This is a genomic window from Thiosulfatihalobacter marinus (genome assembly GCF_016019955.1).
GTDB lineage: Bacteria > Pseudomonadota > Alphaproteobacteria > Rhodobacterales > Rhodobacteraceae > Shimia > Shimia marinus_A.
In genome coordinates this window covers 213066-231023 of record NZ_JAECRZ010000004.1, presented here as the reverse complement: position 1 = coordinate 231023, position 17958 = coordinate 213066, and the positions used below count along the sequence as shown (strand labels likewise).

Below are 17958 nucleotides of genomic sequence, written 5' to 3'. Positions count from 1 at the left end.
GGGCGGGCCTTGGGGGTCGGGTGGGTCATGTCAGGTCTTTCCACAGCACCTTGCCCGCGCCGGATTTGGGCAGGGCCTTGGTGAATTCCACGATCGAGGGGCATTTATAGGCGGCCATTTCGCCCCGGCACCAGGCGATGATGGCCCGGGCGTCGGGGCGGGTGCCCGGGCGGGGCACGATCACGGCCTTGACCACCTCGCCCCGGCGCGGATCGGTGGCGCCGATGACACAGGCCTCGGCGATGTCGGGGTGATGCAGCATCAGCATTTCAATCTCGGCCGGCCAGACCTTGAAGCCCGACACGTTGACCATGCGCTTGACCCGGTCGACCATGTAGAAATAGCCCTGATCGTCGCGATAGCCGATATCGCCGGTGCGCAGGAACGCCAGGCCGTCCAGCGTGACAAAGGCGGCGGCGCTGTCGGCGGGGCGTTGCCAGTAGCCGGTGAAATTCTGCGGCGCGTGGGTGACGATCTCGCCGACCTCGCCATGGGGCAGTTCGGCATCCGTTTCCGGATCCAGAATGCGGGAATCCACCGCATGGATCGGCTGGCCCAGACATTGCGGACGGGGCGCGTCCACAGGATTGAGATGGGTGCCGGCCATGGTTTCGGACAGGCCGTAACCTTCGAGATAGTCCAGCCCGAGCATGGTCTTGAGCCGGGCGGCGATGGCTTCGGGCATGGCGGCGCCGCCACCGCCGATGGCGGCAAGGCTGGACAGATCGTAGCTGTCGAAATCCGGATCGTTCACCAGATCGATCACCATGGTCGCGATCGAGCGCCAGCGGGTGACGCGGTAGCGCGCAATCAGCGCGGCGGCCAGCCCGCTGGACCAGCGGGGCAGGATGACCAGCGTGCCCCCGGTGGCAATGGGGGCGTGCATGGCGTTCATCATGCCGGTGACGTGAAAGAAGGGCAGGGCGCCCAGATGCACCGTATCGGCATCCACCGGGTTCCAGCGGATGGTGGAGACCAGCGCGCACATGACCGAACGATGGGTGTGCACGCAGCCCTTGGGCTGGCCGGTGGTGCCCGAACTGTAGGGGATGACACAGAGATCATCGATCGTGGTGGAGCGCGGGGCGGGTGTGTGCCCGGCGGCCAGCGCGGCGGCAAAGCCGGTGATGCCAAGGGACGCGGCCTTGGAATCGGAGCGGGTGGGCAGGGCGCCGGGCACGGGCAGGTCGAAATCAGGATCGGCCATGTCGCCATAGCGCGCGCCGATCAGGTGATGCAGGTCGCCACGTTCCAGCGCGGGCAGGATGTGGTCTGCCAGTTCCAGCCCGCAGATTGCGACGCGCGCGCCGGTATCGGCGACAAGATAGTCGATTTCCCCGGCGCGGTTCATCGGGTTCACCGGCACCACGGCGCCGCCGGCGCGCAGGATCGCGTAAAAGCCGATGATGTAATGCGGGCTGTTCTGCATGAACAGCAAGACCGGATCGCCACGCGCCACTCCGGCATGTTGCAGATAGCCCGCGAGCGCGCGAACCTTGTCCCAGAGCGCGGCAAAGCTGAGGCCGGCGCCCTGGTGGATCACGGCGGTGCGGCTGCCGTGACGGGCGGCGGAAAGCTCGAGGTTGGCATCCATCGTGCGATTCGGGATGTGGTAGTCCCAGGGGCGGTCGGCGGGCCAGAAATCGGGCCTGCGCGCCCCCGTAGAGGTGATGTGCAGCGTATCCGTGCCCTGATCCCAAAGTGCCATGGTGATTTCCCGACGATTGACGGGATGAATGTGCCGCGACGTTACATTTTCTGCAATGTGAAATTTAATTCCGCGAAGTTGACGGGTGGTCAGGAGGATGCCACAAGTTGCCAAACCCGGACGCGCGGGCGCGGCGGGAGTGCGGAAATCATCAGGGAGGAACGGCGATGAGCGGGAACGAGGTTGTCAGTATCGAGGAAGTCGGCAAGGTCGCGCTGGTTTGTATCGACAATCCGCCGGTGAACGCGGGCGGCTATGGTGTGCGCAAGGGGTTGCAGGACGCGGTGGCCGGGATCAACGCTGACGGGCGCGCCGAGGTGATCGCGATCTACTGTGCGGGCCGTACCTTTGTCGCCGGGGCCGACATCACCGAGTTCGGCAAGCCGCCAAGGGCGCCGATCATGCCCGACCTTTACAACGAGCTGGAGCAATCGGCGCTGCCGCTGATCTGTGCCATTCACGGCACGGCGCTGGGCGGGGGGCTGGAGCTGGCCATGTCGTGCCATGCCCGTGTTGCCGTACCAGGCGCGCGGGTGGGCCTGCCGGAAATCCTGTTGGGGCTGCTGCCCGGCGCGGGTGGTACGCAGCGCGCGCCGCGCCTGATCGGCATTCCGGCGGCGCTGGATATCGCGCTGTCGGGCCGGCAGGTGCCTGTGGAAGAGGCGCATGCGCTGGGTCTGATCGACCGGATCATGGAAGGCGCGCCGCGCGACGTGGCGCTGGCGGCGGCCAGGGCGGTGATCGCGGGAGAACTGGCGGTGCGCAGGACTTCGGACCTGGCGGTTACGCCGGATGACGCGGCAATCGAGGCAACGCTGGCAAAGCTGACCAGCAAGCGACCCGCGTTGCTGTCGCCCCGTCGCTGTGTGCAGGCGGTGGCGGGTGCGACGCTGCCCTTCGCCGAAGGGCTGGCGCAGGAGCGGGCGCTGTTCATGGACTGTCTGGGCAGCGACGAAAGCCGGGGCATGATCCACGCCTTTTTCGGCGAACGGGCGGTGGCGAATATCCCGGAGAAGACAGCGACGCCGCGCGACATTCAAAGCGTCGGCGTGATCGGCGGCGGCACGATGGGGTCGGGGATTTCGACCTCGGCGCTGATGGCGGGGCTGCCGGTGACGCTGGTGGAAGTGACCGACGAGGCGCTGGCGCGCGGGGTCAAGACGATCACCGCCAATCTGGATGGCGCGGTCAAGCGCGGCAAGATGAGCGCACAAACGCGCGACGCGGCGCTGGCGCGGCTGACAGCGATGACCGGGCTGGACGGTTTGGGCAATGTCGATCTGGTGATCGAGGCGGTGTTCGAGAACATGGAGGTCAAGAAGGAGATCTTCGGCAAGCTGGACAGGATCTGCAAGCCGGGGGCCATTCTGGCGTCCAACACATCGTATCTGGATATTGACGAGATCGCCGCGACCACCAGCCGCCCCGCCGACGTGCTGGGGCTGCATTTCTTCTCGCCCGCCCACATCATGCGGCTGCTGGAAGTGGTGGTGGGGGCCAGGACCGCGCCCGAGGTTGTGGCGACGGGCTTTGCGCTGGCCAGGAAGATGAAGAAGGTCGCGGTGCGCGCGGGCGTGTGCGACGGGTTCATCGGCAACCGCATTCTGGGGCATTACCTCAAGACCGCCAGCTATCTTGTGCTGGACGGGGCGCATCCCGATCAGGTGGACAAGGCGCTGGAGGGGTTCGGCTTTGCCATGGGGCCGCATCGCGTGGGCGATCTGGCGGGGCTGGATATCGGCTATATGACCCGCAAACGCCTTGCCGCGACACGGCCCGCCGAGGAACGCTATGGCGGCGCGATTGCCGACCGGCTGAGCGAGAACGGCTGGAACGGGCGCAAGACCGGCAAGGGGTATTTTGTCTATGAGGACGGCAAGACGCTGGAAAACCCCGATCTGAACGCCATAATCGACGAGGCGCGCGCCGGGGCCGGGATCACGCCGCGCGACTTCGATGATCAGGAGATCGTGGACCGGTACATGACGGCGATGATTTCCGAGGCCGCGCGGGTGGTCGAGGACGGGATCGCGCTGCGGCCCGTCGATGTCGATGTGGTGTTCCTGATGGGCTATGGCTTTCCGCGTTTCCGGGGCGGGCCGCTGCATTATGCCGATACGATCGGCGCCGCAGAGCTGGTGCGCCGGATCGAAGCCTATGCGCAGGAGGATGCGCATTACTGGCAGGTGCCGGCATTGCTTCGCCGGATGGCAGACGAAGGCACCAGCTTTGCCGACATGAACAAGGGGATTTGAGATGGACCTGAGTTATTCCGCACAGGACATCGCCTTTCGTGACGAGGTGCGTGCCTTTCTGGCCGAGAACCTGCCCGAGCATATTTCCGGCGCCGTGCGCGCGCGTGGCGAGCCGGAAAAACGCGTGATGGAGGAATGGCACGCCATTCTGAACCGCAAGGGCTGGCTGGCGACGACATGGCCCAGGGCGTTTGGCGGCACCGGCTGGAGCCCGGTACAGCGCCATATCTTCGAGGAAGAATGCTGTCGCGCCTATGCGCCCCGGATCGTGCCCTTTGGGCTGAGCATGTTGGGGCCGGTGTTGCAGAAATTTGGCAGCAAGGAACAGCAGGATCATTATTTGCCGCGTATTCTGGATGGCACGGACTGGTGGTGTCAGGGCTATTCCGAACCGGGGGCGGGATCGGATCTGGCCTCGTTGAAAACCCGCGCGGTGCGCGAGGGCGATGCGTGGGTGATCAACGGGCAAAAGACATGGACCACGCTGGGCCAGCACGCCAACTGGATTTTCTGCCTGTGCCGGACGGACCCGGAGGCCAAGCCGCAGGAGGGCATCAGCTTCATCCTTGTGGACCTGAACACACCGGGCATCGAGATGCGCCCGATCAGGTTGATCGAGGGCGGTCACGAGGTGAACGAGGTGTTCTTTACGGATGTGCGCGTGCCCCTTGGCAATCTTGTCGGCGAAGAGAACAAGGGCTGGACCATTGCCAAGTTCCTGCTGACCCATGAACGCACCGGGATTGCGGGGGTCGGATTTTCCATGCAGGCGCTGGAAGAGGTCAAGGCGCTGGCGCGCAAGATGCGCCGGGGTGGCAGGCCGTTGATCGAGGATCCGCTGTTTGCGGCCCGGATCGCGCGGGCCGAGATCGACCTTGAGGCGATGAAGATCACCAACCTGCGGATGCTGTTCAAGGCGCAGCAACAGGGTGCGCCGGGGCCGGAAACCTCGATCCTCAAGATCAAGGGCACGGTGATCAACCAGGAACTGAACGATCTGGCGCGCCGGGCGCTGGGCCCGGCGGCGGCACCGTTTCCGGGGCATGTGACCGATGGCAACCTGGTGTTTGGCCCGCCGGACACGGCCAACAATGCGGCGACCTATTTCAACAACCGCAAGACCTCGATTTTCGGTGGATCGAACGAGATCCAGCGCAACATTCTGACCAAGACCATGCTGGAGCTTTGAGAGATGGATTTCAATCTGACCGAAGACCGGCAGATGCTGTCGGATACGCTGACCCGGTTCCTGGGAGAGAAATACCCCGTAGATCATCGAAACAAGGTGGCCTATGCGGCGCCGTTTCACGATCCCGCGCTGTGGGATCAACTGGTCGAGCTGGGCGCGCTTTATGCGCTGGCGCCCGAGGATGCCGGGGGGTTTGGCGGCAGCGGGTTCGACATATCGGTGGTGTTCGAGGCGATGGGGCGGGCGTTGTGCCCCGAGCCGGTGCTGGGCGCGGCGATGGCGGCGCGGTTGCTGTGTGCGGCGGGCGCGGATTGCGGGGCGCTGTTGTCGGGCGCGACAAAATATGCGGTGGCGATGACCGAGCTGGACGCGCCCTATGACCTGAATGACATGGCGACGACGGCCAGCGCGCGGGGCGCGGGCCATGTGCTGTCGGGGCGCAAGAGCACGGTTTATGGCGGGCAGGTCGCGGACGAATTCCTTGTCGCCGCGAAGCTGGAGGGCGGTGTCGCGCTGTTCGCGGTGCGGGCGGCGGAGGCCAATGTGACCGGCTATGCGATGATGGACGGCGGCGGCGCGGCAGAGCTTTTGCTGGATGACACGCCTGCGCGGCTGCTGTTGGCGGATGCGTCGGCGGCGCTGGAGGATGCGGTGAATGCCGGGATCGTGGCGCTGTGCGCCGAGGCGGTGGGCGCGATGGAGGTGCTGCACGCGATGACGGTGGAGTACCTGAAACAGCGCCGGCAGTTCGGGGTGCCGATCGGCAAGTTCCAGGTGTTGCAGCATCGCGCGGTGGACATGCTGACCGAGATCGAGCAGGCGCGGTCGATCACCATCAAGGCGGCGGCGGATCTGGGCGGCGCGGCGGGCGGTCGGTCGGCATCGATGGCCAAGAACCTGATCGGGCGCGCGGCGCGGCTTGTGGCGGAAGAGGCGATCCAGATGCATGGCGGCATCGCCATGACCTGGGAATACGCGGCCAGCCATTATGCCAAGCGCCTGGTGATGCTGGACGCGCAGTTGGGGGATACGGATTATCACCTGAGCCGGGTGATGGCGGGCGACGCGGCCTGAGGCATTGCAGCGACGGGACATGAAAGGGGCGCGGCCCGGTTTGGGCCGCGCCCTTTTCGCGTCAGCCCAGAATTCCGGGCCAGTTTGCCAGCCCCTTGGCGATATTGCCCGGGATGTCCTGGCGCCAGAGTTCGCGGGCGCGCAGATTGGCGTTGAGGTAGAGTTTGTCCTCGTAGATGGTCCAGGCATCGGGCATGGTAGGCGCAAGGTAGCCTTTTGAGGCGGCATAGGCGCAGTAGCCGCCAAACACCGGAGCATAGGCGCGGGGATTGGCCTCGAACATGGCGGCGTGGTCGGCGCTGACAAATTTCCAGGTGGCACCGCTCCACATCAGCATATGGGCTTCCTTTCCCGCGATCGGGCCCTGGCTGGTGAAGTAGGCGACCGGATCGGTTCCGTTGATCGCGTTCGGGTTCTGGAACACTTCGGCTTCGCGTGCCTGCGCAGGGCGTGGTGCCAGGGTCAGCGCAACAGGGGCGGCGGCCAGAAGGCCCAGGTATTTACGTCTTGTCAGCATGTTTTTCCTCCTGATCTGGAGCGATCATAGCGGGGCAATTGCGTCAGCGGACCCCACTTGACCAAGGTGTGATCGGGCCGTGAGCCAACGGTGTTCGGATTTGGTGGCCGCTGCGCTATGATGGGGCGGGTTCGGGATGGTGGCGCAGGTTGATATGCGCAGGAGGTCTGAAGATGATGAAACGGATGACACGTCGCACATTGTTGGCGGCCGGCGGGGCCGGGCTGGCCATGGGGGTGTCCGGCGCGATGGTGCCCGCGCGGGCCCAGGGGCTTGCGCCGACACGCACGATGCGGGGCGGGGCCAACAACTATCTGCCCGGCGCGCCGGTCGTGACGCGGATCGGGGGCGGCGGGTTCTGGATGGAGGGCACGGTGCGGCGCGCGGGTGACGGGGCGCCGCTGGCCGGGCAGCGCATCCAGATCTGGGCGCACACCACCGAGGGCCATGAACGTGACCCGCTAAGCCACGGGGCGACGCTGACCGACGCCATGGGGGCATTCCGGCTGGAGATGCCTCAGATCGTACCGGCCTTTGGGCAGCCGCACGGGCATCTGGCCTATGACAGCGGAGAATATCAAACCGTGTTCTTGCGCCCGGTCATGAAGCGCGCGACAGATACGCGCCTGCGGGCGGATTTTGTGCTGAGGCCTGTCTGAACGGTGGGCGCGCGGGCGTGGGGGCCATGGGCCCTGGTGGCTGCGGGTGTGCTGGTGCCGATCGGTCTGGCGGCGCAAAGCCCGTTGCTGCAATGGCGCGAGCCGGTCTATATCGCGGCCGGGTTTGCCGGAATTGCGGCGCTGGCGCTGATGCTTGTGCAGCCCTTGCTGGCGTTGGGGGTGCTGCCCGGGCTGGCGGCGCGGCGGGGGCGGCGGGCGCATCACCTGGTTGGCGCGGCCCTGGTCGCGCTGGTGATCGTGCATGTCGCCGCGCTTTGGCTGACCAGCCCGCCGGATGTTGTGGACGTGCTTTTGCTGCGGTCTCCCACGCCGTTTTCGCTGTGGGGCGTGCTGGCAATGTGGGCGGTGTTCGTGACCGCCGGCCTGGCCGTGGCGCGGCGCGCGCTTGGGGCGAGGCTGTGGCGGAAGGCGCATTTCGTGCTGATTTTGCTGATCGTGCCGGGCAGCGTGGTGCATGCGCTGCTGATCGAGGGCACGATGGAGCCGGTTTCGAAAGCGGTGCTGAGCCTGGCCGTGGCGCTGGGCGCGGCATGGGCCGTCAGGCGGCGCCGGCTGGCAGGTGTTTTCCTGCGAGGAAAACACCTCTGAAGAATTGATTTTTCAGGGGCGGGCTTCGCGGCGAAGCCCGCCTGAGCACACTCAGAGCACTTCGAACAGGCCCGCAGCCCCCATGCCGCCGCCAACACACATGGTGCAGACCACATATTTTGCCCCGCGCCGCTTGCCCTCGATCAGCGCGTGGCCAACCATGCGCGCCCCGGACATGCCATAGGGGTGTCCGATGGAAATGGCGCCGCCGTTCACGTTCAGGATCTCGTTGGGAATGCCCAGCACCCGCGCCGAATGCAGCACCTGGCAGGCAAACGCCTCGTTCAGTTCCCACAGGCCGATATCGTCCATGGTCAGCCCATGCGCCTTGAGCAGCTTGGGCACCGCGTAAACCGGGCCGATGCCCATTTCGTCGGGCTCCAGCCCGGCGGCCATGACACCGACATAACGCCCCAGCGGGGTCAGGCCGCGCTGTTCGGCCAGTTTTGCCTCCATCACCACCGAGGCGGAGGCGCCGTCGGACAGTTGCGAGGCGTTGCCGGCGGTGATGTGGGCGCCCTGTTTGACAAGCTGACCGTCCTTGAACACCGGTTGCAGGGCCGCGAGGTTGTCCAGCGTGGTGGAGGGGCGGTTGCCTTCGTCCTTGGACAGCGTGACCTCGTGGAAGGAAATCTCCTTGGTCTCCTTGTCCATCACGCCCATCGAACTGGTCAGCGGCACGATCTCGTCATCGAACCTGCCGGCGGCCTGCGCGGCGGCGGTGCGTTGCTGGGATTGCAGGGCATAGGCATCCTGATCCGCGCGGCTGATGCCATAACGGTCGGCCACGATCTCGGCTGTTTCGAGCATGGTCATGTAAAGCGCGGGCTTGTGCGCCTTGATCCAGGGATCGGCGGCGCGGTCGGTGCGCATGTTCTGGTTCTGGACGAGGCTGACGGATTCGACGCCGCCGCCGACCACCACATCCATGCCGTCATGCACCACCTGTTTGGCCGCGGTGGCGATCGCCATCATGCCGCTGGCGCATTGGCGATCCAGCGACATGCCCGCGACCGTCACCGGAAGACCCGCGCGGATCACCGCCTGGCGGGCGATATTGCCACCGGTCGAGCCTTGCTGGATCGCGGCGCCAACGATGCAATCGTCCACCTCGGAGCCTTCCAGCCCCGCGCGGGAAACCGCGTGGCTGACGGCATGGCCGATCAGTTCCTGGGCCTGGGTGTTGTTGAACGCGCCGCGATAGGCCTTGCCGATCGGGGTGCGGGCGGTGGAGACAATGAGAGCGTCGCGCATGGGTATGTCCTTTTGCTGGTTTTAGCCGGATTTTTCGAAGAAGAGGTTTTTCCACTGTGCCACCAGCGCGGGCTTGTCCTCGCCGCGAATCTCGACAGTGACGTTCCAGAGCATTTCCTGGACGCCCTCTTGCGGTTCGGAATATCTGGCGAGCGTGAACCGACCGCGTATTTCCGCCCCGGCACGGACCGGGGCGACAAAACGCACGCGGTCAAAGCCGTAGTTGATCCCGGTTTGCGCCCCGGCCATGCGCGGCACGGCGTCCGCCAGCATCTTTGACAGCAGCGACAGGGTGAGGAATCCGTGGGCCACGGTGCCGCCAAAACGCGAGTCGCGTGCGGCTTCGGGATCGGTGTGGATATACTGGTGGTCGCCCGTGGCATTGGCGAAGGCATCGATCATTTCCTGATCGATGCGCATCCATTTGGACATGCCGTATTCGCAGCCGACACCGTCCTGGGGGGATAGCAGACTGGCGATCATGGGCGCTCTCCTGTGGTTGTGTTTGCGGGTCGTCCTGCGGGAAGAGAGCGAATTCGGGCTTGCCTGTCAATCCGCAGAATTTAATTCCGCAATGCGGAAATCTGTGCCTTTCCCATGAAAGACAGCGGAATCCTTTGTATTCGGGGCCTGTGCGTGAAACGACGTTGCGTCAGGTCATGGCACGCAGGGCGGGGTTGGTGCCGGTGCCGGCGAACATGGCGCAACACCCCTAAGCGGGTGGACACCCCACCGGCCCTGCCGGCAGGCGTGGATTCGGGGCCGGGTTTAGACCTTGGTCTGGTTGCGCCGCAGGTCATGCGGCCCTAGTTTGGCGCCAGCACCGGCAAGCAGGAGGATCAACCGATGCACATGAGTGATCAGCGAGAGATCGCGGCCCCCGTGGCCGAGGTGTGGGCGGCGCTGTTGAGCGCCGAAATGTTGAAGGATTGTGTGCCCGGCGCCACCGAGGTGAGCGGCACGCCCGAAGATGGGTTTGACGCGGTTGTGACCCAGAAGGTTGGCCCTGTGAAGGCGACATTCAAGGGGCGTGTTGTGCTGTCCGATATCGTCGAAGGCCAGAGCCTGACGTTGAGTGGCGAGGGCAAGGGCGGCGCGGCCGGGTTTGCCAAGGGCAGTGCCGATGTGACCCTGGCCGAGAGCGGCGCGGGCACGGTGCTGAGCTATGAGGTGGATGCCAAGGTGGGCGGCAAGCTGGCGCAGCTTGGCTCGCGGCTGATCGACGGGTTTGCCAAGAAGATGGCGGATCAGTTCTTTTCGAATTTGCAGGACCGTCTGGAGGGCCCGAGCGAAGACGCCGGGACCGGCGAAGAGCCGGTCCCGGAGGGTGAAAAGAAGGGGCTTTTGAGCCGATTGAGAGGCGGTTGAACCGGGTGCGCCAGCGCACAGGCCGGTCTCTCGGTTTTGCCCTTGGTGTTGGTGCGTGGGATGATAGTCTCGCGCGGGCGAACACATGAGGGACGAATGGAAACGATTGCCGATATCCGCGATTTGCGAAAAACATATGCGGGCGGGTTCGAAGCGCTGAAGGGTGTGACGCTGGCCATTGAGACGGGCGAGATTCTGGCCCTGTTGGGGCCGAATGGCGCGGGCAAGACCACGCTGATTTCGACGATCTGCGGCATCACCAGCCCGAGCGGTGGCTCTGTCACGGTGGGCGGGCATGACGTGGTGTCAGGCTACCGCGACGCGCGCCGTCTGATCGGGCTTGTGCCGCAGGAAATCCACCTGGAACCGTTCTCGAAGGTCAAGGACACGGTTGCCTTTACGCGCGGCCTGTTCGGCAAGCCCAGGGATGACGGGCTGATCGAACGGATCCTGCGCCAGCTGTCGCTTTGGGACAAGCGCGATGCGCGGGTGGTGGAACTGTCGGGGGGTATGAAGCGGCGGGTGCTGATCGCCAAGGCGCTGAGCCACGAGCCGGCGCTGTTGTTCCTGGACGAACCGACGGCCGGCGTGGATGTGGAGCTGCGCAAGGACATGTGGGCCATCGTGGACGGGCTGAAGGCGCAGGGCACGACCATCGTTCTGACGACACATTATATCGAAGAGGCCGAGGCGATTGCCGACCGGGTGGGCGTGATCAATGGCGGGCAGTTGCTTTTGGTCGAGGAGAAGGCGGCGCTGATGAAGCGGTTGGGGCAGAAATGCCTGCAAATCGATCTGCTGGATCCGGTGACGGCCATCCCCGAGGTTCTGGCCGGGTATGGGCTGGAGATCGTCGGGAACGGCCATGCGCTGCGCTATACCTATGACACGCGTGGCGAGGGCACGGGCATTACCCGGCTGTTGGCGGATTTGTCGGCGGCGGGGATGTCGCTGCGCGATATCCAGACGGAACAATCCAGCCTCGAAGATATTTTCGTCGGTCTGGTCAGGGAGGGCGCCGCATGAACCGGGCCGCGATCCGCGCAATTTATGTTTCGGAAATGACACGATTTTTCCGCACAATCGCGCAAAGCTTCATCTCTCCGGTGATCTCGACATCACTGTATTTCGTGGTGTTCGGCGCCGCCATCGGCAGCCGGATCGACCAGGTTGAGGGCGTGAGCTATGGCGCGTTCATCGTGCCGGGGCTGATCATGCTGAGCGTGATGACCCAGGCGATCACCAACGCGTCCTTTGGTATCTATTTCCCGAAATTCATCGGCACGATCTATGAATTGCTGTCAGCCCCGGTGAATTTCCTGGAGATCGTTCTGGGGTTCGTGGGCGCGGCGGCGACCAAGGCGCTGTTCATCGGGCTGGTGATACTGGGCACGGCGGCGCTGTTTGTGGATCTTCAGATCCAGAACCCGCTGGCGATGATCGCGTTTCTGCTGCTGACCTGCCTGAGCTTTGCGCTGTTCGGGTTCATAATCGGCATCTGGGCGCAGAATTTCGAACAATTGCAGCTGATCCCGCTTTTGGTGATCACGCCTTTGGTGTTTCTGGGCGGCTCGTTCTATTCCATCGCGATGCTGCCGCCGGTCTGGCAGAAAATCACGCTGTTCAACCCGGTGGTGTACCTGATTTCCGGGTTCCGCTGGTCGTTCTTTGGCGTGGCGGATGTGCCGATCGGGCTGAGCCTTCTGGCGATTGCCGCGTTCACGGCCCTGTGTCTGGGGGTGGTGTGGTGGATTTTCCGCACCGGCTGGCGCATCCGCACCTGAGGCCCGTGCCGGGGCAAGGGGGCTGTGCGCGCATGTCCGGAATGGGTTGTTGCCGCAACGCCTGAATATGACACGACATCGCGGCTTTCTGCGGGGCCTGCCTTGTGAAAGGCTGGCGGGCATTCTATGTGCGAAGACATGAGACGCTGGATACCTTTCCTCAAAACCCCGCCAACCGTTGCCGTCGTGCGCCTGAATGGCGTGATCGGGGCCGGGCCTCGTGGACAACTGAATGACCAGACGCTGGGGCCGATCCTGGAAAGGGCGGTGCGGCGCGGCAAACCCAGGGCGCTGGTGCTGGAGATCAATTCGCCCGGCGGCAGCCCGGTGCAGAGCGCCATGATCGGCAGCCGCATCCGGCGGCTGGCCGAGGAAAAGGAGATCCCCGTTCTGGCCTTTGTCGAGGACGTGGCGGCGTCGGGTGGCTACTGGCTGGCGGCGGCGGCGGACGAGATTTATGCCGATGACAATTCGATCGTCGGGTCGATCGGGGTGATTTCCGCCGGGTTTGGCGCGCATGTGTTCCTGTCGCGCCAGGGGCTGGAACGGCGTGTGCACACGGCCGGTAAATCCAAGTCCATGCTGGACCCGTTCAAGCCGGAAAAACCCGAGGACGTGCAGCGCCTGACCGCGTTGCTGGAACAGATTCACGCCAGTTTCATCCGGCATGTCAAAACCCGACGGGGTGACAAGCTGGAAAACGTGCCGGAAATGTTCACCGGCGAAGTGTGGATCGGGCGCGAGGCGGAAAAGCTGGGCCTGATCGACGGGCTGGGCCACATGATGCCCGTGTTGAAGGAAAAATTCGGCAAGGATGTGAAGCTGCGCCGGTATGGGCTGCGCCGCCCGGTGTGGCAGCGTTTTGGCGCGACGCTGGCGCAGGATGCGCTGGCGGGGATCGAGGAACGGGCGGAGTATGCCCGGTTTGGCATCTGACGTGATTGTCAAGATTGTCTCTCTGTTTCTTGTTGGAATGGCGCTGCTGGCGATGATCGGCAAGCTGCGCTTTCCGGGCCAGAAACGGCTGCAATCCGCGAAATGCCCCAAATGCGGGCGATATCGGATCGGCAAGGGGCCGTGCCCCTGCCGCAAGAAGAAGGGCTAGGGATGGAGTGGGCTCTTGTCTCGTTGGGGCTGGTGATCCTGCTTCTGGCCGGGGACGCGCTGGTTCGGGGGGCGGTCAACCTGTCACTGCGGATCGGGATCCCGGCGCTGATCGTGTCGCTGACCATCGTGGCCTTTGGCACTTCGGCGCCGGAATTGTTGATCTCGTTGCAGGCGGTGATGAATAACGCGCCGGGTATCGCCATGGGCAACGTGGTCGGATCGAACACGGCAAATATTCTCTTGGTGCTGGGGATTCCGGCGATCCTGGCTACCTTGCACACCAGCCACTGCAACACGCGCCGGACCTACAATTTCATGATCGCGGCGACGCTGCTGTTCATTGCCCTGGCCTTTCGGGGCCTGTTCGATTTCTGGGCCGGAATTGTTCTGCTGGGCGCGTTGGCCTTTGTTCTGGGGGATGCCTTCCACCAGGCGCGCGCGCACCGGCGGGCGCTGGCGGGGATTGCCGAGACCGAGGAAGACGTGGAAGGCGCGGACCCGGACATGCCGTGGTGGCGCATCGCGGTGTTCCTGCTGTTGGGGCTTGCCGGGCTGCCGCTGGGCGCCGACCTGATGGTGGACAATGCCGAGATCATCGCGCGCCACTATGGTGTTTCGGATACGGTGATCGGGCTGACGCTTGTGGCGCTGGGCACGTCGTTGCCGGAACTGGCCACCACCGTGATGGCGGCCCTGCGCAGGCAGGCGGATGTGGCCCTGGGCAACGTGATCGGGTCGAACATGTTCAACCTGCTTGCGATCATCGGGATCACGGCAGTGGTGCATCCCATTCCGGTCGACCCGAAATTCCTGGTGTTCGATCTGTGGGTGATGCTGGGCGCGTCGGTCCTGATCGTGCCTTTCGTGTTCCTCAAGCGGGACATCTCGCGGCTCTGGGGGGTGGTGCTGACGCTGCTTTATCTGCTTTATATCATCGTGGTCCTGACATAGGAGAGGGCGATGGGAAAGGCCTTGGTCACAGGGGCGGGCAAGCGGCTGGGACGCGCGATGGCGCTGGAACTGGCGCGGCGCGGCCATGATGTTGCGGTGCATTATGCAGGGTCCGCCGACGCCGCAGAAGACACAGCCGGGGCGATCCGGGCGCTGGGGCGCAAGGCGGTCACGGTGCAGGCCGATCTGTTGATCGAGGCCGAGGCGCAGGCGCTTTTGCCACGCGCCGCAGAGGCGCTTGGCGGGGCCGTGACATGCCTGGTGAACAACGCGTCAATCTTTGAATACGACCGGATCGAGACCGCCACCCGCGCCAGCTGGGACCGGCATCTGGAGAGCAACCTGCGCGCGCCCTATGTTCTGATCCAGGCCATGGCGCGTCAGGGGCTGGCGGCGGCGCGCGACGCGAACGGGGAACCGGTGGCGGCGGGGCTTGTGGTGAACATGGTGGACCAGCGGGTGCGCAAGCTGACTCCCGAGTTCTCGACCTATACGATTGCCAAGATGGGTCTTTGGGCGCTGACGCAGACGGCGGCGCAGGGGCTGGCACCCCATATCCGGGTGAATGCGATCGGGCCGGGGCCAACGCTGAAGGGCGCGCGCCAGAGCGACAAACACTTTGCTGACCAGCGCGCCAACACGGTGCTGGAACGGGGGGCGGATACCGGAGACATCGTGGCGGCGCTGGGATTCCTGTTGGAGGCCAAGGCGGTTACGGGTCAGTTGATCTGTGTGGACGGGGGCCAGCACCTGGCCTGGAAATCACCTGATATCCTGGGCGTTGAATAGGCGCGGCGCGGTTGCCTTGCGGCATGGGAACGGCTTTGAACATGTGGGCGCCATACAAGTTTTGCACCTGCCGCGATCGCGTTACACAAGTGTTACAATTTTGTTAATGTTATCAGTCGTTTGTTGGTGTTGGAAAAAAATATCGAGCAAAAACAATCACTTGAGTTATCGCCTAAAAATTGGGCAAATCAACGAACCGGGCCGAAAACAACAAAAATTTCCAGTTCACGCAAAGATATCTCCAGACTTATCCACAGGTTTGGTGGATTTGTTTTGGGTTGCGAAAAAATCCCGGAGATTGCAGCGGGCCCAAAAGAATCATATCTCGGTGCACTATGACATCCCAGGATCAACAAACCCCTAACGCGCCCACCGGCTATGCCTGTATCCAGTCCTACCTGAAGACGCTGGACGGATCGCCGGGTGTATATCGGATGCTGGATGCCCAGGCGCGGGTTCTGTACGTCGGCAAGGCGCGCAACCTGCGCGCGCGGGTGTCAAACTATGCCCGGCCGGGCGGCCATTCGGGGCGGATCGCGCGGATGATTTCCGAGACCGCCTCGATGATGTTCCTGACCACCCGGACGGAAACCGAGGCGCTGTTGCTGGAACAGAACCTGATCAAGCAGCTCAAACCGAAATACAATGTGCTGCTGCGCGACGACAAAAGCTTTCCCAATATCCTGGTGAGCAAGACGCATGACTTTGCCCAGATCAAGAAGCATCGCGGCGCCAAGAAGGAAAAGGGCAGCTATTACGGCCCGTTCGCCAGCGCCGGGGCGGTGAACCGGACGCTGAACCAGCTGCAAAAGGTGTTCTTGCTGCGCAATTGTTCGGACGCGAGCTTTGAAAGCCGCACGCGGCCCTGCCTGCTTTACCAGATCAAGCGTTGTTCGGCGCCCTGTGTGGGCAAGATTTCCAAGGCGGATTATGCCCGGAGCGTGCATGATGCCGAACGGTTTCTTTCCGGGCGCTCGACCCAGATACAGGAAACCCTGGCCCGGCAGATGCAGGCGGCATCGGAGGCGATGGAGTTTGAGCAGGCGGCGTCGCTGCGCGACCGGATCAAGGCGCTGACCAATGTGCAAAGCGCGCAGGGCATCAACCCGCGCGGCGTGGCCGAGGCGGATGTGATCGCGCTGCATCTGGAAAAGGGGCAGGCCTGTGTGCAGGTGTTCTTTATCCGGGGGCATCAGAACTGGGGCAACCGGGATTTCTATCCGCGCGTGGGGGCCGAGATCGAGGCGGCGGAAGTGCTGGAGGCGTTCATCGGGCAGTTCTATGACACCAAGGATCCGGCGCGGCAGCTGATCCTGAGCCACGGGATCGACAATGCCGATCTGATGGCGGATGCGCTGAGCCAGAAGCTGGGGCGCAAGGTGGAGATCGTGGTGCCCCGGAGGGGGGAGAAGGCAGAGCTGGTGGCCGGGGCGGCGCGCAATGCGCGCGAAAGCCTGGCGCGCAAGATGAGCGAGACCGCGACGCAGGCCAGGCTGTTGCAGGGGCTGGCGGATGCTTTTGGCCTGACAGCGCCGCCGCAGCGGATCGAGGTTTATGACAACAGCCACATTCAGGGCACCAACGCGGTGGGCGCGATGATTGTCGCGGGGCCGGACGGGTTCATGAAAAACAGCTATCGCAAGTTCAATATCAAGGGCGACGACCTGACGCCGGGGGATGATTTCGGCATGATGAAAGAGGTGCTGACCCGACGTTTCAGGCGGCTGCTGAAGGAAGACCCGGACCGCGCCAACGGCATGTGGCCGGACCTGTTGTTGATTGACGGGGGGGCGGGGCAGGTCTCGGCCGTGGCCGGGATCATGCAGGAGATGGGGGTGGCGGATATCCCGATGGTGGGGGTCGCCAAGGGCGTGGACCGCGACGCGGGCAAGGAAGAGTTCCACCGCGTGGGCCAGCGGGTGATGGCGCTGCGCCACAATGATCCGGTGTTGTATTTCGTTCAACGCCTGCGCGACGAGGCGCATCGCTTTGCCATCGGCACCCACCGGGCCAAGCGCGCCAAGGCAATCGGGGCGACTCCGTTGGATGACGTTCCCGGCGTGGGGGCAACGCGCAAACGCGCCTTGCTGGCGCATTTCGGCAGCGCCAAGGCCGTGTCACGCGCCAATCTGGCCGATCTCAGGGCGGTGGACGGGATATCGGACGCGTTGGCCGAAACCATCTATGACTTCTTTCACGAGCGCGGCTAGCGGGCGCTCGTCAAGCCCTTGCGGGCTTTCCTCGCGGATCAGGCCGGGGTGCGGTCGTTGACGAACTGCATCCGCACCACGCGTTCGACAAAATCCGCCATGGCATCCGGCCCCGAGGCGCGGTCCTTGACGTGGATGCAGATATCGGGCCGTTGGCTGGCGATCATGGCCACGATGTCGCCGCGCACGTCGTCGGGCAGCGAGCCGCCGATGATGGCGCAGGCGATGTTGGGCTCGTGATCAAGCTGGTGCATGACCTCGGCGTGGTCATGTGCGCCCAGCCAGTTGACAGGCAGGTGATCGAGCTGTTGGGGCACGCTGCCGATGACCTGGCGCAGCTTGCCGATCAGGAGAACCACGGGTTTCATGTTCGGTCCCTCATTCATGTGTTTCGATGCACGCAAACACAGCTTAGCACATTCGTCGCACGCGCCCAAATTCGGGTCTGTGCGGGCTTCCTGTCGGGGGCAAAAGGACGTAAGCA

General features: G+C 64.2%; 18 protein-coding genes. 13 read left to right on the top strand and 5 right to left on the bottom strand.

The features are described from left to right. Positions 1-25: 25 nt before the first annotated feature. Positions 26-1708 carry a long-chain-fatty-acid--CoA ligase gene (locus I3253_RS08320; protein ID WP_197917193.1) on the bottom strand — a complete coding sequence of 561 codons (1683 nt, stop codon included), beginning with the start codon at positions 1706-1708 and terminating at the stop codon, positions 26-28. 167 nt (positions 1709-1875) lie between these two features. On the opposite strand from I3253_RS08320, the gene I3253_RS08315 reads away from it, so the two are divergent. Genes I3253_RS08315 through I3253_RS08305 form a run of 3 tightly spaced genes read left to right on the top strand, consistent with a single transcriptional unit; the run spans position 1876 to position 6226 of the window. Beyond that, the gene (locus I3253_RS08315; RefSeq protein ID WP_197917192.1) at positions 1876-3963 is read left to right on the top strand and encodes a 3-hydroxyacyl-CoA dehydrogenase NAD-binding domain-containing protein; all 2088 of its coding nucleotides are present in this window, start codon (positions 1876-1878) and stop codon (positions 3961-3963) included. A gap of 1 nt (position 3964) precedes the next feature. Then, positions 3965-5152 (top strand): acyl-CoA dehydrogenase family protein, encoded by a 1188-nt coding sequence (locus I3253_RS08310; protein ID WP_197917191.1) that lies wholly within the window; start codon positions 3965-3967, stop codon positions 5150-5152. A gap of 3 nt (positions 5153-5155) precedes the next feature. Then, entirely contained in the window at positions 5156-6226 is a 1071-nt protein-coding gene (locus I3253_RS08305; protein WP_197917190.1) for an acyl-CoA dehydrogenase family protein, read from the top strand. 61 nt (positions 6227-6287) lie between these two features. Here I3253_RS08305 and I3253_RS08300 read toward each other — a convergent pair whose 3' ends face one another. After that, positions 6288-6743 (bottom strand): YHS domain-containing (seleno)protein, encoded by a 456-nt coding sequence (locus I3253_RS08300; protein ID WP_197917189.1) that lies wholly within the window; start codon positions 6741-6743, stop codon positions 6288-6290. Positions 6744-6916: 173 nt separating this feature from the next. On the opposite strand from I3253_RS08300, the gene I3253_RS08295 reads away from it, so the two are divergent. Next, on the top strand, positions 6917-7402 hold the full coding sequence (locus I3253_RS08295) for a peptidase associated/transthyretin-like domain-containing protein (protein WP_197917188.1): 486 nt from the start codon (positions 6917-6919) through the stop codon (positions 7400-7402). A 36-nt stretch (positions 7403-7438) separates the two neighbouring features. Then, positions 7439-8011, top strand: coding sequence for a ferric reductase (locus tag I3253_RS08290; protein WP_332255664.1), 573 nt, complete (start codon positions 7439-7441; stop codon positions 8009-8011). A gap of 51 nt (positions 8012-8062) precedes the next feature. Here I3253_RS08290 and I3253_RS08285 read toward each other — a convergent pair whose 3' ends face one another. Together I3253_RS08285 and I3253_RS08280 are read right to left on the bottom strand one after the other, a co-directional pair. Next, a complete protein-coding gene (locus I3253_RS08285; RefSeq protein WP_197917187.1) occupies positions 8063-9265 on the bottom strand; it encodes an acetyl-CoA C-acyltransferase in 1203 nt (400 codons plus the stop codon). A 21-nt stretch (positions 9266-9286) separates the two neighbouring features. Beyond that, on the bottom strand, positions 9287-9748 hold the full coding sequence (locus I3253_RS08280; protein ID WP_197917186.1) for a MaoC family dehydratase: 462 nt from the start codon (positions 9746-9748) through the stop codon (positions 9287-9289). A 363-nt stretch (positions 9749-10111) separates the two neighbouring features. Here I3253_RS08280 and I3253_RS08275 point away from each other — a divergent pair, with 363 nt between their 5' ends. The 8 genes from I3253_RS08275 (at position 10112) to uvrC (ending at position 17474) form a co-directional block, all read left to right on the top strand. Beyond that, positions 10112-10633 (top strand): CoxG family protein, encoded by a 522-nt coding sequence (locus tag I3253_RS08275; protein ID WP_197917185.1) that lies wholly within the window; start codon positions 10112-10114, stop codon positions 10631-10633. 96 nt (positions 10634-10729) lie between these two features. Beyond that, positions 10730-11659, top strand: coding sequence for an ABC transporter ATP-binding protein (locus I3253_RS08270; protein WP_197917184.1), 930 nt, complete (start codon positions 10730-10732; stop codon positions 11657-11659). After that, positions 11656-12417 (top strand): ABC transporter permease, encoded by a 762-nt coding sequence (locus I3253_RS08265; RefSeq protein ID WP_197917183.1) that lies wholly within the window; start codon positions 11656-11658, stop codon positions 12415-12417. Before I3253_RS08270 ends, I3253_RS08265 begins: the two co-directional genes overlap by 4 nt. 138 nt (positions 12418-12555) lie before the next feature. Beyond that, entirely contained in the window at positions 12556-13353 is a 798-nt protein-coding gene (locus I3253_RS08260; RefSeq protein WP_197917182.1) for a S49 family peptidase, read from the top strand. Further along, positions 13334-13522 carry a hypothetical protein gene (locus I3253_RS08255; protein ID WP_197917181.1) on the top strand — a complete coding sequence of 63 codons (189 nt, stop codon included), beginning with the start codon at positions 13334-13336 and terminating at the stop codon, positions 13520-13522. The genes I3253_RS08260 and I3253_RS08255 overlap by 20 nt, the downstream gene beginning before the upstream one ends. Before the next feature lie 2 nt (positions 13523-13524). Continuing rightward, complete coding sequence (locus I3253_RS08250) at positions 13525-14475, top strand: calcium/sodium antiporter (protein WP_197917180.1); 951 nt, start codon at positions 13525-13527, stop codon at positions 14473-14475. A gap of 9 nt (positions 14476-14484) precedes the next feature. Then, a complete protein-coding gene (locus I3253_RS08245; protein WP_197917179.1) occupies positions 14485-15264 on the top strand; it encodes an SDR family oxidoreductase in 780 nt (259 codons plus the stop codon). Positions 15265-15599: 335 nt separating this feature from the next. Next, positions 15600-17474 (top strand): excinuclease ABC subunit UvrC, encoded by a 1875-nt coding sequence (uvrC, locus tag I3253_RS08240; RefSeq protein WP_197917178.1) that lies wholly within the window; start codon positions 15600-15602, stop codon positions 17472-17474. Between the two features lie 38 nt (positions 17475-17512). On the opposite strand, the gene I3253_RS08235 is transcribed toward uvrC, so the two are convergent. After that, complete coding sequence (locus I3253_RS08235; RefSeq protein ID WP_197917177.1) at positions 17513-17842, bottom strand: hypothetical protein; 330 nt, start codon at positions 17840-17842, stop codon at positions 17513-17515. Between the last annotated feature and the right edge of the window lie 116 nt (positions 17843-17958).